Here is a 15266-nt window from a genome sequence, read left to right on the forward strand (position 1 = left end):
CCCTAGAGCGGATGAGCTAAGGCCATGATGCTGCAGGCGTCGCCGGCCCGGGCGGCCGGAGCGTGCGCGGGGCGGATCAGCAAACATTCCGCGTCGGCGAGCGGACGAAGCATCGACGAATCCTGCCGGGGGAAAGCCGTCGCAACCGCGATCCCGTCCGAATCAAAGGTGAGGGCGGCGCGCATATAGTCTTCGCGCTGGTCGTTCTCGGGCATGTCGCGCCCGAGGCGCGCCGGAGCGAGCGGGGGTTCGACGTCCGGCCGGCCCGACAGCTTCCGGATGGCGGGGGCGAGGAACAGCAGCGAGCACACGATCGCCGATACCGGATTGCCCGGCAGGCCGAGCGCGAGCATTCCCCCGCGGCGCCCGGCCATCATCGGTTTGCCGGGCCGCATCGCGATTCTCCAGAAATCGAGCGCGACCCCGGCTTCCTCAAGGAGGGGCTGGACGAGGTCGTGGTCGCCCACCGAGGCGCCCCCGAGCGTCACCAGGACGTCGACCTCGTCGTCGATCGCGCGATTGATCGCGGCGAGGATCGCGGACCGCTCGTCGGGGGCGATCCCGAGATCGACGGCGACGCCGCCTTCGGCCGCGACGACGCCCGCGATCGCATAGCTGTTGGAAGCCACGATCTGGTCTGCGCCCGGGAGTTCGCCCGCGGCCACAAGCTCGTCGCCGGTGGCGAGGATGGCGACGCGGGGACGGCGCGCCGCGTCGATCGCGCCATGTCCGAGCGCCGCAGCCAAAGCGAGATCGCGCGCGCCGAGCCGCCGTCCGGCGGGCAGCAACGTCTCGCCCTCGCTAAAATCCAATCCGGCGCGGCGGACGTGGCGTCCGGTTCTCGCGGCCTCGTTCAGCACCACGAAGTCGCCGTCTCGCGTCGCATCCTCCTGGATGACGACCGCGTCGGCGCCGGACGGAAGCGGCGCGCCCGTGAAGATGCGCAGGGCCTCGGCTTGCCCGAGGCGGCCGCCGAAACCTCTCCCGGCCGCGGCCTCGCCGACGACTCGAAGGCGTGCTGGCGCGGACGCCGCGTCGGCGGCGCGCACGGCGTAGCCGTCCATAGCCGAACAGTCCCATGGCGGCTGCGTTCGCAGGGCGGCGAGCGGCGCAGCGAGGGTCCGCCCGAGCGCATCAGCCAGGACGACGCGTTCGGCGGGAAGGGCTTCAAGGCCGCTGAGGATGCGTGCGCGGGCTTCCGGAACCGGCAGAAGTCCGCTCACGCGGTTTTGTCCGCGTGGAAATCGCCGGACCGTCCGCCGGATTTCGCCAGCAGTCGGACGCCCTCGATTCGCATGCCGCGGTCGACTGCCTTGGTCATGTCGTAGACGGTGAGGCAGGCGACCGTGACCGCGGTCAGCGCCTCCATCTCGACGCCTGTCGGTCCGCTCACGCGGGCGGTCGCCGTCACCACGACGCCCGGCAATGAGGCGTCCGGCTTGAGGTCGACCGAGACCTTGGAGAGCGCCAGCGGATGGCAGAGCGGGATCAGTTCATGCGTCCGTTTCGCCGCCATGATGCCGGCGATGCGGGCGGTTCCCAGCACGTCGCCCTTCTTCGCGTCGCCGGCGAGGATGAGCGCCAGCGTCTCGGAGGCCATCACGACCCGGCCTTCAGCCGTGGCCTCGCGGCGGGTCGACGGCTTGTCGCCGACGTCGACCATGTTGGCCTCGCCGGAGGCGGAAAGATGGGTGAGGCGATGGTTCGCCATTCGGGTCATTTCAGCCCTAAGAAGAACGCCGAGCCGGCGTCGAGCGCGACCGCGGAGAACACGCCGAGACCGGTCAGCACAAGGCCCCAGAGGAACAGTCTGGTCGCCTTATCATAGACCGTCTTGTGCAGTCCCTCGATCGGCAGGAGCAGCGCCAGCGCTCGGATCTGCAGCGTTATCCCGATGAACATCGCGGCCACCGGGGGCGTGTCGTAGGTGTGCCAGACGCCGGGACTCGCCGCCCATTGCGCCAGAAAGTTGAGCGAGAACGAGACGACGATGCCGAACGCGGTGATCGAGCCGTTGCGAAAGACAGCGTCAATGCTCTCGACACGCATTTCCTTCAACTCGCCGTCGTCTTCGCTCATGAGTCGTTCTTCCGATCTCCCCCGCGCTCGGCCAGAAGCCTAGTCAGCAGATCGATCTGCTCCTTCTGCTGGGCGAAAAGCCCGGCGAGGTGCTCCTCCCGCATGGCGTCGAGCTTGTCGTGCAGGGCCATGATCTCGATCTCGGCCTTCAGGTTCACTTCATAGTCGAGAGCGGCGTTCTCGCGGTCCTTCAAGGCTTGGCGGTTCTGGCTCATCATGATGATCGGGGCCTGCAGGGCCGCCACCATCGAGAGCATGAGGTTGAGGAAGATGAAGGGGTAGGGATCGAATGGCTGGGACAGCAGCCAGACGTTCGCTCCGGTCCACAACACCAGAAACACGCCGAACAGGATGATGAACGTCCAGGAGCCGCCGAACGTGGCGACCTGGTCGGCGAGGCGTTCGCCGAACGTCTGGCTCCCTCCATTCTGCTCAAACGGGCGTCGCGCGAGGACGCTGCGATGCTTGGCGTTACGAAGGACGCGAGATTCCGCCTCGTTGAGGGCGTCAATCTCCTTGCCGAACCAGCGCCGCGCCGCGTGGCGGAGATCGGAATGAAGTTCTTCACTCATCCCGTCGGCCTTCGGCCGATCCTCCGGCGCTTTCACGATTGGGCCGGAGCGAGCAGCGCCCGGGTCGCCGCCGCGACGTCGGGCTGCCGCATCAGGCTTTCGCCCACCAGCAGCGCTCGGCATCGGACGGCTGAAAGCCGCGCGACGTCGGCCGGTGTGAAGATGCCGCTTTCGCCGACGATGATGCGGTCTTCGGGGATGCGGGCGGCGAGGCGCTCCGTCGTCTCGAGCGTGACGTCGAAGGTGCGCAGGTTGCGGTTGTTGACGCCCACCAGCGCGGTCCCGAGCGGCAAGGCGCGGTCGAGCTCGGCGTCGTTGTGGACCTCCACCAGCACGTCCATCCCAAAATCGGCGGCGGCGGCCACGAGGTCCCGCGCTTCGAAGTCGGTCAACGCCGCCATGATGACGAGGATGCAGTCGGCGCCGAGCGCGCGGGATTCGGCGACCTGATAAGGCTCGTAAAGGAAATCCTTGCGGATCGCGGGGAGCGCGACCGCCTCGCGCGCGGCGACGAGGTAATCCGGCGCGCCCTGGAACGACGGGCCGTCCGTCAGCACCGAGAGGCATGTCGCGCCGCCCTCGGCGTAGGCGCGCGCCAGCGCCGGCGGATCGAAATCGGCCCGGATCAAACCTTTCGACGGGCTCGCCTTCTTGATCTCGGCGATGAGAGCGGGTCGCCGCTCGTCGAGCGTCCGGCGGATGGCGGCGACGAAGCCGCGCGGAGGGGAGGCGGCGTCAGCCGCGCGGCGGACCTCGGCATAGGGACGCGCGCTCTTGGCGTCTGCGATCTCGCGACGCTTGTAGGCTTCGATCCGGTCGAGAATGTCGCTCACGCCGCGCGCTCCGCGTTGGAGATGCGGACCAGCGCGTCGAGCCGGGCCGCGGCCGCGCCGCTGTCGATCGCAGCAGCGGCGAGCGACGCCCCGTCGCTGAAGGTCTCCGCCTTGCCGGCGACCACCAGCGTCGCTGCGGCGTTCAGGATCGCGACGTCGCGATAGGCGCTGGGCTGCCCGTCCAGCACGCGGCGGAGCGCTTTGGCGTTCTCCTGCGCGTCGCCGCCTGAAAGCGCGCCGACCGGATGCGGCGTGAGGCCTGCGTCCTGCGGGGTGATCTCGAAGGTCGTGATGCGGCCGTTCTCGAGCGCCGCGACCGCGGTCGGTCCCGACGTCGTGATCTCGTCCAGCCCGTCGGAGCCGTGAACCACCCAGGCGCGCTCGGAGCCCAGCCTCGCCAGCGCCTCGGCGATCGGCTCGACCCATTTGCGCGCGAACACGCCGACCATCTGGCGTCTGACGCCCGCAGGGTTGGAGAGAGGGCCGAGCAGGTTGAAGATCGTCCGGACCCCCAGTTCGGCGCGGGCGCGGCCGACGTGGCGCATCGCTGAATGATGGCTCGGCGCGAACATGAAGCCGATGCCGGCCTCGGAGATGCAGGCGGCGATCCGGTCAGGCCCGATGTCGACCTCGACGCCGAGCGCCCGCAATACGTCAGCCGACCCGGATTTGGAGGAAAGCGCCCTGTTGCCGTGCTTGGCCACCGGCACGCCGCAGCCCGCGACGACGAAGGCGGCGCAAGTCGAGACGTTGACCGAGCCCGCGCCGTCGCCGCCGGTGCCGACGACGTCGACGGCGTCGGGAGGAGCGACGACCGTCGTCATCCGTGCGCGCATCGCGGCGACCGCGCCGGCGATCTCGTCGACTGTCTCGCCACGGAGGCGAAGCGCCATCAGGAACGCGCCGATCTGCGCCTCGGTCGCTTCGCCCGACATGATCCGGCCGAAGGCGGCTTCGGCCTGAACCTGGTCGAGCGTCTCGCCGTCGGCGATTTGGGCGATCACCGCTTTGAATCCGTCCATCGCGGAAACGCTCAGCTCGCGCGCGCGGCGGCGAGGCGCCGTCGGCCGAGATTGAATTCCGCGGCCTCGTTCAGGAAATTGCCGAAGATCGTCGCGCCGTGCTCCGAGGCGATGCTTTCGGGATGGAACTGCACGCCATGGACGGGAAAGTCGCGATGCGACAGCGCCATGATCAGCCCGTCGTCAGTCTCGGCCGTCACTTCCAACGTCGCGGGCAGGTCGTCGCGCCGCACGACGAGGGAATGATAGCGCGTCGCGCGGATCGGGTCGTTGACGCCGCGGAACAGGCCGCGGCCGCTATGCGTCACCGTCGCGACCTTGCCGTGGACGGGAGAGGGCGCGCGCACCACGACGCCGCCGAAGACCTCGCCGATCGCCTGATGCCCGAGGCAGATGCCGAACAGCGGCGTATGGCCCGCCGCGCGCGCAATCAGCTCGCATGAAATTCCCGCCTCGGTCGGCGTGCAGGGGCCGGGCGAGATCACAATCGCGTCGGGACCTTCGGCGAGCGCCTGATCGACGGTGATCTTGTCGTTGCGATGGACGGTCACGGTCGCGCCGAGAGCGCCGAGCGCATGCACGACGTTCCAGGTGAAGCTGTCGTAGTTGTCGATCAACGTGACGGCGGTCATCGCACGGTCTCTCTCAGAGTGCGCGCACTGAACGCATCGCGTCCCGACGCGTCAAGTGCGACGGGCCGCGACGCTACTGCTCGGGCGCGCGCTCGACGTCCGGACCGTCGAGCGGACGGCGCTGGACCCCGCCGCGGTCGAGCGGCGGCTGGTCCAGGATGATCACGTCGTCCGGCACGCCGCTGCGTTGCGCCGCGCCTGTCGGCTGCTGCTCATCGGCGGGCGGCGGGCTTGGCGGGGCAGGAGCCGGCGTACGCGGAGCGGGGGGCTTCGACAGCCGCATCTGCGCCTGCGTCTCCGCCTCATCCTTCGGCCGCGACATCTCGTGGGCCTTCTGCTCGTCGACGACGATGTCGCCCTTCTTGACGGTCTTGTCCTCGACGCCCGAGAGCGCCTGGGCCCAGCTCATGCCTTCCGGCTTGCACGAGCAGCCGGAGACGAACTCCTTGCGGTAACGGAAGGCGTTTTCGAGCTTGGTGTAGGGCTCGCCGTCCACGCTCGCCGCCTGCTCCATCTGTCCGCCGGGATTGGGATAGGCGAACAGCTTGGCCTCCGCCCCGGGACACGTCGCCTGGCAGATCGCCTCGTCGCGCTCGAAGGCGTTGCGTGAGGTCTGGTACGAGATCGGGAAGAAGAAGCCGTCGCAGGTTCTCACGCAGACGGTGCGGTAGGTGGAGACGCGCGGGGTCGACTGCGGGTCCATCTCCGGCTCGATCACCGTCTCTTCGTGCTGCTGCTCCGATTGGCCGCCGCCGAACAGGAAGGAGAAGAAGCCCTTGCGCTCGGGCTGCGTGACGATCTTGCGTTCGACGAGGCGGTACTGAGGCCCGCACTGGCCGCGCGCAAGCGCGATCAGCAGATCGCGCCGGCGGGGGTCGCCGGAGGACGGGTTTTGCGCGGCTTGAGACGCCTGCGCCTGCAGCCGGTCGAGATTCGCCTGCATCTGCCGGATGCGGTCGCTCAAGGGGCGGCACTCGGCGGGCGGGTCGGGCATGAAGAACAGCCGAGGGCCGCAGCCGAGCTGCTTGGCGTATGCGGTGGTGCGCTCGAGCTCGGATTGCTGCTTGGCGGCGGCCTGCGCCATCTGGCGCGGATCCTGCCCTTTGGGGCGCCCGAGCGAGGCGAGCTGGGCCTCGAGCCGCAGACAGTCCTCCGAGCCTTCCTGGGCGAGCGCGTCCGAAGAGACGGTCGCCGAGGCGAGCAGAGCTGCCGCCAAAGCGGCGAATATCGACCTCATGAACATTCCCATGCGCGAGTCAGGGCCGCGCCTGCGCGTCCAAACTCCGACTCTTTACCCGCTCAGGGCGGCCGCGCACAGAGGCGCCGGAATGAGATCGAAGTGAGGCGTCACTCCACCGGCGCGTTGTTGCGCGTGATCTGGACCCGCGCATTGCCCGGCGTCGCATTGAAGCGGCGGTAGATGTAGTCCGGCGCGTCCGCCACCGCGTCCTTGATCGCGAGCGCCGTGATCTTGGCGTGGAAAGGCGACAGCGAGCAGGCCGGGTCGGCCTGCGCCGGATCGCCCGTGATCGCAAGCGCCTGGCAGCGGCAGCCGCCGAAGTCGATCTCCTTGCGCGGACAGGAGGTGCACGGCTCCTTCATCCAGCTCGTGCCTCGATAGGCCTCGAAGGCCGAGCCGTTCGCCCAGATGTCGGGCAGGCTTCTGTCGGTCACGTAGTCGAACTGCAGGTGCTTGATCGTCTCCGCGGCGTGGCACGGCAGCACCTTGCCCTGCGGCGTGACGTTGAGCGACTGGCGGCCCCAGCCGCCCACGCACGGCTTCGGGCGGCGCGCATAATAGTCCGGCACCACGGCGTCGATCACGAGCTTGCCCTTGAGCTCGTCGCGCAGACGTTCGACGGTGCCGGCGGCGCGCATCACCTGCTCGCGGGTCGGCATCAGATTGCGGCGGTTCTCGAGCGCCCAGCCGTAATACTGCGAATGCGCGATCTCGACGCGGCGGGCGCCGAACTCGAGCGCGATGTTCACCAGCGCCTCGATGCTCTCGATGTTGCCGCGATGGATCACGGCGTTGATCGTGAGCGGCAGGCCGAGCTCCAGCACCCAGCTCGCGAAGATGCGCTTCCTGCTGTGGGCGCCTTTCAGGCCTGCGATCTTGTCGGCGTTGTCCGCGTCGGCGTCCTGGATCGACAGCTGGACATGGTCGAGGCCGGCGGCTGCAAGCTCTTCCAGCTTCTCGCGCTGCACGCCGATGCCGGAGGTGATCAGGTTGGTGTAGAGCCCGACCTGCACGGCATGGGCCGTCAGCTCGACGATGTCCTTGCGCGCAGTCGGCTCGCCGCCGGAAAGGTGGAGATGGAGCACGCCCATGGAGGCGGCCTCCGAGAAAACGCGCTTCCACGTCTCGGTGTCGAGCTCTCCGGAGCGCTTGTCGAGCTCCACGGGGTTCGAACAATACGGGCAGGACAGCGGGCAGCGGTGGGTCAGCTCCGCGAGCATGCCGAGAGGGGCGGGCGGCGCGACGCGCGCGGCTTTGGCCGGGTCCGGCAGGGTCATGTCGTTCATGTCGCCCTCCTCCTCCTATGGATCAGGCCAGGTCGAGCACGCGCTTGACCTGGAGATCCGCCAGCATCGCCTTGACGTCCGTTTCGATCTGCTCCCGCGGCGCGGCGTAGGCGGTCGCGAGATCGTCGACGATCTCCGTCACCGTCCTGACCCCGTCGCAACGCTCCAGAACGGCCACGGCGATCGCGTCGGGGTGCAGCACGCGCTCCGGCGCCAGAAGCAGCCACTGGTCGCGCACCTCGTCCCGACGCAGGCGAACGCCACGCGGCAGTCTCGGCGTCGCGTCGGAAGAAACATCGGTCATTCCGCGGCCTGCCGTTCGCCCCGTTCGGACGCCTGGAACGCGTCCGGCCAGGGCTTGGCGTAGAGATAGGCATGCTCGAGCGCGTCCAACATGGCCCACAGCATCGAGCATTTGAATTCGAGCGCGCCGATCACCGCCCGCTGTTGTTCGGGCGTCCTGGCGTGGGTCTTCACGTAATCGAGCGCGAAGTCGCTATCCCGCTTGGCCTGCACCGGCCGCGCAGTGAAATAGGCGAGCGTGTCCTTGGTCACGTAGTCGTAGTTCGCGAGCATTCCGGAGACGCGGGTCGCGATCACCATCGGCGAGAACAGCTCGGTCAACGACGAGGCGATCGCCTCGAGCAGCGAGCGGTCGCGCACGAAGCTGAGATAGGCGTTGACCGCGAACTTGGTCGCGGGAAGGGCGAGCCTGCCGGACATCACGGTCTCGCGGTCGAGGCCGAGGTCGTCGGTCAGCTTCAGCCACTTCGCGATGCCGCCCTCGCCCTCGCGCTCGCCGTCATGGTCGATGATGCGCTGGCGCCATTCGCGGCGGAGCGGCGCCTCGTCCATTCGCGCGAGGATGATGGCGTCCTTCTGCGGGATGCAGGCCTGGTAGAGATAACGGTTCAGCGCCCACGCCTCGACCTCGCCGCGCGAGCACGCGCCGGACTGAAGGCGAAGCTGGAACGGGTGAAGGTGATGGTAGCGAGTCGCGCCGACCTCGCGGAGCGCGTCTTCAAGCTGTTCCTGGGTGAGCAGTCCGGTCATCGCGTCCTCCGCAGTCTCAGGCCGCGGTTGACCCGCGATCGTCACGTTTATCGATATGCAGACCGGCGCCGACGACGACCTCCAGTCCGTCTTCCGACACCTCCCAGCCCTTCTCCTCCACCGCGCGTCGCTGGGGCGAGCCCGCGATCAGGATCGGGTTGGTGTTGTTGATGTGAATGTAGATCTTCCGACCGATCTTCACACCATCGAACGCGCCCATCGAGCCGCCGGAGCCCGAAAGCGGCACGTGTCCCATGCGTCGGCCGGTCTTCACGCCGACGCCGGCCTGCCGCATCTCGTCGTCCTCGAACACCGTGCCGTCGAACATCAGAACGTCGGCGCCGTCGACCCGGGCGAGCACGTCGTCATTCACGACCGCGCACCCCGGAATGTAGACAAGGCGCTTGCCGTCCTTGCGGACATCGACGCCGACCGTATCGCCCGAGCTGTCGCCGATCCTGAGGTCTTCGGTCTCGAGATAGAGCGGCACCTTGCCGGGCACGGCGAAGAATTCGATTCGCGACTGGTCGATCTCGAATGGCCGGCCGAGCTCCACGGTGCAGCGCTCGACGACGTCGGCGGCCAGCACGCCGAAAATCGGATTGGCGTCCAGCACCGACGAAATCTGCTCGGTTGCGTAAACCTTTAGCGGCGAACGCTCGCGCAAGGTGATCAGTCCGTCGATGTGGTCGACGTCGCCGTTCGTCAGCACGACCGAACGGATCGGGGTCTCGCGCAGCCCGGTCGGTTGAATCTTCGGAGTGGCGAGGATCTGCGACCGCAGGTCCGGCGACGCGTTGAACAGCGTCCAGGCGCCTGCGCCGGTCTCGATGGCGATCGACGACTGGGTGCGCGGTTTGACCCGCGGATCGCCATCCCAAGCGAGAGAGCACACCGGACAGCGGCAGTTCCACTGGGGAAAGCCGCCGCCGGCGGCTGATCCGAGGACAATCATGCGCAAAGACATGGCTTCAGCCCGCACTCACGCAGATCGCCCCACGGTCAGTCACGGCTTAAGCTCAGAGCTCGGCCGGGCTGTAGGACGTGACTTCGAGACCGACGGGGGTCTCTTCAACGATCGGAGCGGTCCAGATGGCCATTGTAGCCTCCTATGTGTTTCCTAAGACTTCACGCCTGGGAAGAAGCGATCGCTTCTCCTTGGCGCAGCTCTAAAGATAGCTTCGCAAGGGGCGGGGCGCCAGCGAGGGTCGCCTTAAATCTTGGTAATGCGGGCGCAGAATCCTCAAGAAGTTCTTAGACTTCGCCCGCGGCCCGACAGCCTCCGCACCCCGGATCGCCACGATTTCGCCAGGTTTCGGAGCGCTTTACGGGCTGTGGTGACGTCCTGCTTGACGAGCGCGGCGCGCCTCAGCATTGTCCCGCGCCATGAAAACCGCCCGAAGCGCCGAGACGATCAACCCGATCGTCATCATCTGCGGATAGCTGAAAGGCTGGCCGCGGCGGTTTTTTTCTTGATTCTTTGAGAGAAGAGCGACACCCCGGCCGACGAGGAGGACGGGCGTGACTGCGCTCAAGCTTTACAACTCTCTGACGCGCGCGAAGGACGCCTTTGCGCCGATCGATCCGCGCGACGTCCGCATGTATGTCTGCGGACCGACGGTCTACGACCGCGCGCATATCGGCAACGCCCGGCCCGTTATCGTCTTCGACCTGCTGTTCCGGCTGCTGCGGCACGTCTATGGCGAGAGCCATGTCGCCTATGTCCGCAACATCACGGACGTCGACGACAAGATCAACGCGCGCGCCGCCGAACGCGGGATCACCATCCGCCAGCTGACCGACGAGACTGCCAAGGGCTTCCACGAGGACGTCGCCGCCCTCGGCTGCCTCAGGCCGACGGCGGAGCCGCGCGCGACCGAGTTCATCTGCCGGGGCGCAGGCGAGCTCGACATGGTCAAGCTGGTCGAGCGCCTGATCGAACGCGGCCACGCCTATGAGGCCGACGGCCACGTGCTGTTCGACGTCGCCTCGATGCCCGCCTATGGGCGCCTCGCGCGCCGCACGCTCGACGAGATGGAGGCCGGCGCCCGCGTCGAGGTCGCGTCCTACAAAAAGGGCCCGATGGACTTCGTGCTGTGGAAGCCGTCGAAGGCAGACGAGCCGGCGTGGGACAGCCCATGGGGCAGGGGACGTCCGGGCTGGCATCTCGAGTGCTCCGCTATGTCGGCGGCGCTGCTCGGCGAGGTGTTCGACATCCACGGCGGCGGCATCGACCTGATCTTCCCGCACCATGAGAATGAGATCGCCCAGTCGACCTGCTGCTTCGGCACGGAGACGATGGCCAATGTCTGGCTGCACAACGGCTTCCTGCAGGTCGAAGGCGAGAAGATGTCGAAGTCGCTCGGCAACTTCGTCACCATCCGCGACGTGCTGGCCGACTGGCCGGGCGACATCGCGCGCCTCGCGATGTTCTCCGCGCATTACCGCCAGCCGATCAACTGGACGCTGAAGAGCCTTCAGGAGGCGGAGCGGACGCTCGGCCAGTGGTTCGACGCCGCGGCCGAGGGCGCGGAGCCCCGCCCCGCGCCGGGCGTCGTGGACGCGCTTGCGGACGATCTGAACACACCGAGGATGATCGCCGAGATCCACCGGCTGAAGGCTGAAGGCGGCCGCAAGGCGCTCGCCGGCACGCTCGGCTTCCTCGGCTTCCGGCCCGACGTGTTCGAAGACTGGCGCGCCGCCCGCGCGCCGAAGGCCGGCCTGCCGCGCGAGGAGATCGAACGCCTGATCGACGCCCGCATCGAAGCGCGCCGCGAGAAGAATTTCGCCGAGGCGGACCGCATCCGCGACGAACTGCTGGCGGGCGGCGTCGTGCTGAAGGACGGCGCGGCCGGCACGAGCTGGGAGGTCGCGAGATGACGCGCGAGCGCGTCTATCTCTACGACACCACGCTCAGGGACGGCGCGCAGACGGCGGGCGTCGACTTCACGCTGCAGGACAAGATCGTGGTCGCGGAGATGCTCGATCGTCTCGGCGTGGACTATGTCGAGGGCGGCTATCCCGGCGCCAACCCGACGGATACGGAGTTCTTCTCGGAACATCGGACGAAGCGCGCTGTCTTCACCGCCTTCGGCATGACCAAGCGGGCCGGGCGTTCGGCCGCGAACGATCCCGGCCTGCAGGGCGTGCTTCAGGCGAAGGCGGCGGCGTGCTGCTTCGTCGCCAAGGCCTGGGATTTCCACGTCAGCAACGCGCTCGGGATCTCGCTCGACGAAAACCTCGTGCAGATCCGCGAGACGGTGAAGGCCGCCGTCGAGGCTGGACGGGAGGCGCTCGTCGATTGCGAGCACTTCTTCGACGGCTTCAAGGCGAATCCCCGCTACGCGCTCGACTGCGCGCGCGCAGCGTTCGAGGCCGGCGCGCGCTGGGTCGTGCTCTGCGACACCAATGGCGGAACCACGCCCGACGAGATCGCCGCGATCGTGGAGAAGGCTTCGGCGGTGGTTCCCGGCGGCAATCTCGGCGTCCACGCCCATGACGACATGGGTCTGGCGGTGGCGAATTCGCTGGCGGCGGTGATGTCCGGCGCCCGGCAGATCCAGGGCGCGCTGAACGGTCTCGGCGAACGCTGCGGCAACGCCAACCTGACGACGCTGATCCCGACGCTCAAGCTGAAGCCGGAGTTCGCGGAACAGTTCGAGATCGGCGTCGACGACGAGGCGCTGAGCGGCCTTTCCCAGCTCTCCCGCTCCTTCGACGAACTTCTCAACCGGACCTCCGACCGCTATGCGCCCTATGTCGGCGCCAACGCCTTCGCGACCAAGGCCGGAATCCATGCCTCGGCGATCCTGAAGGACCCTCGAACCTACGAGCATGTCCGGCCCGAAAGCGTCGGCAACCGGCGGCGGCTGCTGATCTCCGACCAGGGCGGCAAGTCGAATTTGCTGTCGGAGCTCGCCCGCATCGGCTTAGAGGTCGACAAGGACGATCCCCGGCTCAACGCGCTGCTGGCGATGGTGAAGGAGCGCGAAGCGCAGGGCTACGCCTACGAGGGCGCGGAGGCCTCGTTCGCGCTCCTGGCGCGGCGGGCGTTGGGCCGCGTGCCGGATTTCTTCACGGTCGAGAGCTTCCGGGTGATGGTCGAGCGGCGTCACAACGCGCATGGCGAACTCGTCACGATGTCGGAGGCGGTGGTGAAGGTGATCGTCGACGGCCAACCCCTGATCACGGCCGCCGAGGGCATCGGTCCGGTCAACGCCCTCGACGTCGCGCTCCGGAAGGATCTCGGGCGCTACCAGCCGTTCATCGCCGACCTCAGGCTCTCCGACTACAAGGTCCGCATCCTGAACGGCGGCACGGAGGCCGTCACGCGGGTGCTGGTGGAGTCGACCGACGGCGACGAGTCCTGGACGACGGTGGGGGTGTCTCCGAACATCATCGAGGCGTCGTTCGAAGCGCTCGTCGACAGCGTCGCCTACAAGCTGCTGAAGGCGGGCGCGTCGCCGCCCTGAGGGTCAGTCGCCATAGCTTGCGGCCCTGAGCGGTTCGGAATCGAACTGGCGACGGTAGAGCACGACGAACACGGCGACGCTGGCGGCGATCAGTACCGCGGGGCTGACGAACCAGCCGAGATAGGCGAGCACGAAGAACAGCGCGCGCAGACCGCGGTTGAAGTGCCGCCCGGCCTCAATGTTCATCCGCGCCGCGCGCTCGACCGCGAGATCCATCTCCGACGTCCCCACCAAGGCGGGCGGGGGCGCGGCGACGATGAGGATCGAGCAATAGTTGAACAGCCTGTACGCCCAGACGAACTTGAAGAAGGCGTAGACGAAGATCGCTGAGAACCCGAGCGCCTTGACGTCGTAGAGCTGCGCCGTGGTGGTGATGCCGAAGGGCAGCGAGGCGAACACCTCGATCGCCTGATCGCTGGCGCGCAGCGCAGCCAGCCCGCCGCCGATCGCGAGCAGCGACGTCGAGGCGAAGAACGCCGAGCCGTTCTGCAGGCCCTGCATGGTGATCGAATCCGGCATGCGCGCCTCGCGGCCCGCCATCCGTCCCATCCAGCTCCGCCGTCGTCGCGCCATCACGGCGTTGAGGCTCAGCGACGACCGTTCGGACAGGACGTGCTGCAGGATCCACGTCCCAAGGAACGCAGCGATCGCGACGGCGTCCATCCACGAGAAGACGTCGATGATCCGGGTCATAGCAGTCCGAGCGTCCTGAGCTCGGCCGCGAGGTGCGCCGGCAGCCCCGGCGCGGAGCGCTCGTCGTCCGCGAGGTCCGGCGGCGCGTCGCCGGACGGCAGATACCGCCAGCCCTGGAAGGCCCGTCGCGGCGTCGGCCGCACCGCCACGAGGTCCGGGGTCAGCACGAGTTCGCAACGCTCGATCCCGTCGGCGCCCCTGACCGGCCTGAGGTCGACCAGCGGTTGCCGCACGAGGATCGCGCCCTTGATCACCCAGTAAAGCGAGCCGCCGTCGAGCAGTTCGACGGCGCGCTTCGGCGCCATTCGCGTCGTGTGCACCTGTTCCGCCGGCGCGCCGCGGCGGCGGCGTTCGGCCATGCGCTCGTCGATCCATTGCCGGAGGTCCTCCGGCGAATCGCATCCGACGCAGAGCTTTTGCAGGTGAAGCGTCATTGCGCGGTCGCTATGGCCGACTCAGTTGTCTAAACCCGGGGCGGTCTGCCAGCCGGCGACGGTCATCTGGTGCCTCAGGCTGCGGCACGAAGCGACCTGCACGCCGGGCAGCACCGGCACGCGGCGCTTGTTCGCCTTCGACAGCAGGTCGATCGTCTCCTTGCAGGCGACGACGCCAAGTCCCGAAGCGCCTCGCAGGATCGGCGGCAGGTCGCGCTGGACCAGCGCCATTCCGGGAATCGCCACGATCACTCCGCCGTTCGCGAGGATGATCCGGAACTGCCGCCCGCGGCCGCTCTTCACGAAATCGGCTCCGACCCGCACCGCCCTCAGGAAGGCCGACGGGTCGTGGCTCTCGATCGTGATGAACTGCCGGTCTCCCGGCGCGGCGGCCGACGCTTCCGTGGTGGCCGCCGCCGCGACGAGAATCGCCGCCGCCCATCGCCAGGTGGTGTTCATGCAGGCGCTCCGAGATCGCGCGTCCTCAGTCGTCGTTCGACAGCAGGCCCTTGAACATGTGCTCGATGAAGTTCGTCTCCTGGCCCGCAGTCGGCGTGACCTGGCCGATGAAGTCGAACACGCGGCCGTCCTTGAGGCCGTAATTCGCGATCCGGGACACTTTGTGATTCTGGTCGAAATAGACCGCGAGCACCCGCTGATCCGAGATGGTCGGGTTCATGAAGGCCACCGCGCGGTGGGTCTTCTGCGAGATGTAGTAGAAGACGTCGCCCTTCAGAGTCGCCGTGGTCGAGGGCGTGCCGAGCACGACGAGCACCTGCTCCTGGCTGGAGCCGACGGGCACCTGCTGGAGGGCGCTCTCCGAGAGCACGTAGCCTTTGGACTGGTCCTCGGCGCAGCCCGCGGCCGAGGCTGCGAGCGCCGTCGCGGCGATCAGGCCGGCCACCCGGACGCCCGACGCGAAACTCTTGATGGTCATGTGCGAAGCTTCC

Annotated in this window: 20 protein-coding genes; 2 read left to right on the forward strand and 18 right to left on the reverse strand. The window is 68.0% G+C overall.

The features are described from left to right. Positions 1-2: 2 nt before the first annotated feature. From PKE75_RS16020 to PKE75_RS16080, 14 genes are all read right to left on the reverse strand, one after another. Positions 3-1223 carry a molybdopterin molybdotransferase MoeA gene (locus PKE75_RS16020; protein ID WP_271169745.1) on the reverse strand — a complete coding sequence of 407 codons (1221 nt, stop codon included), beginning with the start codon at positions 1221-1223 and terminating at the stop codon, positions 3-5. Beyond that, entirely contained in the window at positions 1220-1711 is a 492-nt protein-coding gene (gene moaC / locus PKE75_RS16025; RefSeq protein WP_271169746.1) for a cyclic pyranopterin monophosphate synthase MoaC, read from the reverse strand. Before moaC ends, PKE75_RS16020 begins: the two co-directional genes overlap by 4 nt. Positions 1712-1716: 5 nt before the next feature. Continuing rightward, on the reverse strand, positions 1717-2079 hold the full coding sequence (locus tag PKE75_RS16030) for a hypothetical protein (protein WP_271169747.1): 363 nt from the start codon (positions 2077-2079) through the stop codon (positions 1717-1719). Next, a complete protein-coding gene (locus tag PKE75_RS16035) occupies positions 2076-2651 on the reverse strand; it encodes a DUF1003 domain-containing protein (RefSeq protein WP_271169748.1) in 576 nt (191 codons plus the stop codon). Before PKE75_RS16035 ends, PKE75_RS16030 begins: the two co-directional genes overlap by 4 nt. A gap of 32 nt (positions 2652-2683) precedes the next feature. Further along, entirely contained in the window at positions 2684-3484 is an 801-nt protein-coding gene (trpC, locus tag PKE75_RS16040; protein ID WP_271169749.1) for an indole-3-glycerol phosphate synthase TrpC, read from the reverse strand. Beyond that, a complete protein-coding gene (gene trpD / locus PKE75_RS16045) occupies positions 3481-4506 on the reverse strand; it encodes an anthranilate phosphoribosyltransferase (RefSeq protein WP_271169750.1) in 1026 nt (341 codons plus the stop codon). The genes trpC and trpD overlap by 4 nt, the downstream gene beginning before the upstream one ends. 11 nt (positions 4507-4517) lie before the next feature. Further along, a complete protein-coding gene (locus tag PKE75_RS16050) occupies positions 4518-5138 on the reverse strand; it encodes an anthranilate synthase component II (protein WP_271169751.1) in 621 nt (206 codons plus the stop codon). Between the two features lie 73 nt (positions 5139-5211). Further along, positions 5212-6375: a DUF2865 domain-containing protein gene (locus tag PKE75_RS16055; RefSeq protein WP_271169752.1), complete on the reverse strand. Its 1164-nt coding sequence runs from the start codon at positions 6373-6375 to the stop codon at positions 5212-5214. A gap of 110 nt (positions 6376-6485) precedes the next feature. Next, positions 6486-7655, reverse strand: coding sequence for a pyrroloquinoline quinone biosynthesis protein PqqE (gene pqqE / locus PKE75_RS16060; protein ID WP_271169860.1), 1170 nt, complete (start codon positions 7653-7655; stop codon positions 6486-6488). Positions 7656-7686: 31 nt separating this feature from the next. Continuing rightward, on the reverse strand, positions 7687-7968 hold the full coding sequence (gene pqqD, locus PKE75_RS16065; RefSeq protein WP_271169753.1) for a pyrroloquinoline quinone biosynthesis peptide chaperone PqqD: 282 nt from the start codon (positions 7966-7968) through the stop codon (positions 7687-7689). Continuing rightward, positions 7965-8717: a pyrroloquinoline-quinone synthase PqqC gene (gene pqqC / locus PKE75_RS16070; protein ID WP_271169754.1), complete on the reverse strand. Its 753-nt coding sequence runs from the start codon at positions 8715-8717 to the stop codon at positions 7965-7967. Before pqqC ends, pqqD begins: the two co-directional genes overlap by 4 nt. 16 nt (positions 8718-8733) lie before the next feature. After that, positions 8734-9678: a pyrroloquinoline quinone biosynthesis protein PqqB gene (gene pqqB, locus PKE75_RS16075; RefSeq protein ID WP_271169755.1), complete on the reverse strand. Its 945-nt coding sequence runs from the start codon at positions 9676-9678 to the stop codon at positions 8734-8736. A gap of 58 nt (positions 9679-9736) precedes the next feature. Next, entirely contained in the window at positions 9737-9817 is an 81-nt protein-coding gene (gene pqqA, locus PKE75_RS17960) for a pyrroloquinoline quinone precursor peptide PqqA (RefSeq protein ID WP_128776471.1), read from the reverse strand. A gap of 225 nt (positions 9818-10042) precedes the next feature. After that, positions 10043-10252, reverse strand: coding sequence for a hypothetical protein (locus PKE75_RS16080; RefSeq protein ID WP_271169756.1), 210 nt, complete (start codon positions 10250-10252; stop codon positions 10043-10045). Between PKE75_RS16080 and cysS the strand changes: the two genes are divergently transcribed. Both cysS and cimA read left to right on the forward strand, forming a co-directional pair. Beyond that, the gene (cysS, locus tag PKE75_RS16085) at positions 10239-11597 is read left to right on the forward strand and encodes a cysteine--tRNA ligase (protein WP_271169757.1); all 1359 of its coding nucleotides are present in this window, start codon (positions 10239-10241) and stop codon (positions 11595-11597) included. The two genes, PKE75_RS16080 and cysS, sit on opposite strands and share 14 nt — an antisense overlap. Then, positions 11594-13189, forward strand: coding sequence for a citramalate synthase (cimA, locus tag PKE75_RS16090; protein ID WP_271169758.1), 1596 nt, complete (start codon positions 11594-11596; stop codon positions 13187-13189). Before cysS ends, cimA begins: the two co-directional genes overlap by 4 nt. 3 nt (positions 13190-13192) lie before the next feature. Here the strand turns inward: cimA and PKE75_RS16095 are convergent, their stop codons facing one another. The 4 genes from PKE75_RS16095 to PKE75_RS16110 are packed head-to-tail and all read right to left on the reverse strand — an operon-like array spanning position 13193 to position 15253. Further along, positions 13193-13882 carry a DUF599 domain-containing protein gene (locus tag PKE75_RS16095; RefSeq protein ID WP_271169759.1) on the reverse strand — a complete coding sequence of 230 codons (690 nt, stop codon included), beginning with the start codon at positions 13880-13882 and terminating at the stop codon, positions 13193-13195. Beyond that, positions 13879-14316 (reverse strand): DUF1489 family protein, encoded by a 438-nt coding sequence (locus PKE75_RS16100; protein WP_271169760.1) that lies wholly within the window; start codon positions 14314-14316, stop codon positions 13879-13881. Before PKE75_RS16100 ends, PKE75_RS16095 begins: the two co-directional genes overlap by 4 nt. A 21-nt stretch (positions 14317-14337) precedes the next feature. Continuing rightward, entirely contained in the window at positions 14338-14775 is a 438-nt protein-coding gene (locus PKE75_RS16105; RefSeq protein ID WP_271169761.1) for a hypothetical protein, read from the reverse strand. Between the two features lie 25 nt (positions 14776-14800). Next, the gene (locus PKE75_RS16110) at positions 14801-15253 is read right to left on the reverse strand and encodes an outer membrane protein assembly factor BamE (RefSeq protein WP_271169762.1); all 453 of its coding nucleotides are present in this window, start codon (positions 15251-15253) and stop codon (positions 14801-14803) included. Positions 15254-15266: the final 13 nt, after the last annotated feature.

Origin of the sequence: Hansschlegelia plantiphila, assembly GCF_027922265.1 — a bacterium.
In the GTDB taxonomy this organism is placed as follows: Bacteria; Pseudomonadota; Alphaproteobacteria; order Rhizobiales; family Methylopilaceae; genus Methylopila; species Methylopila plantiphila.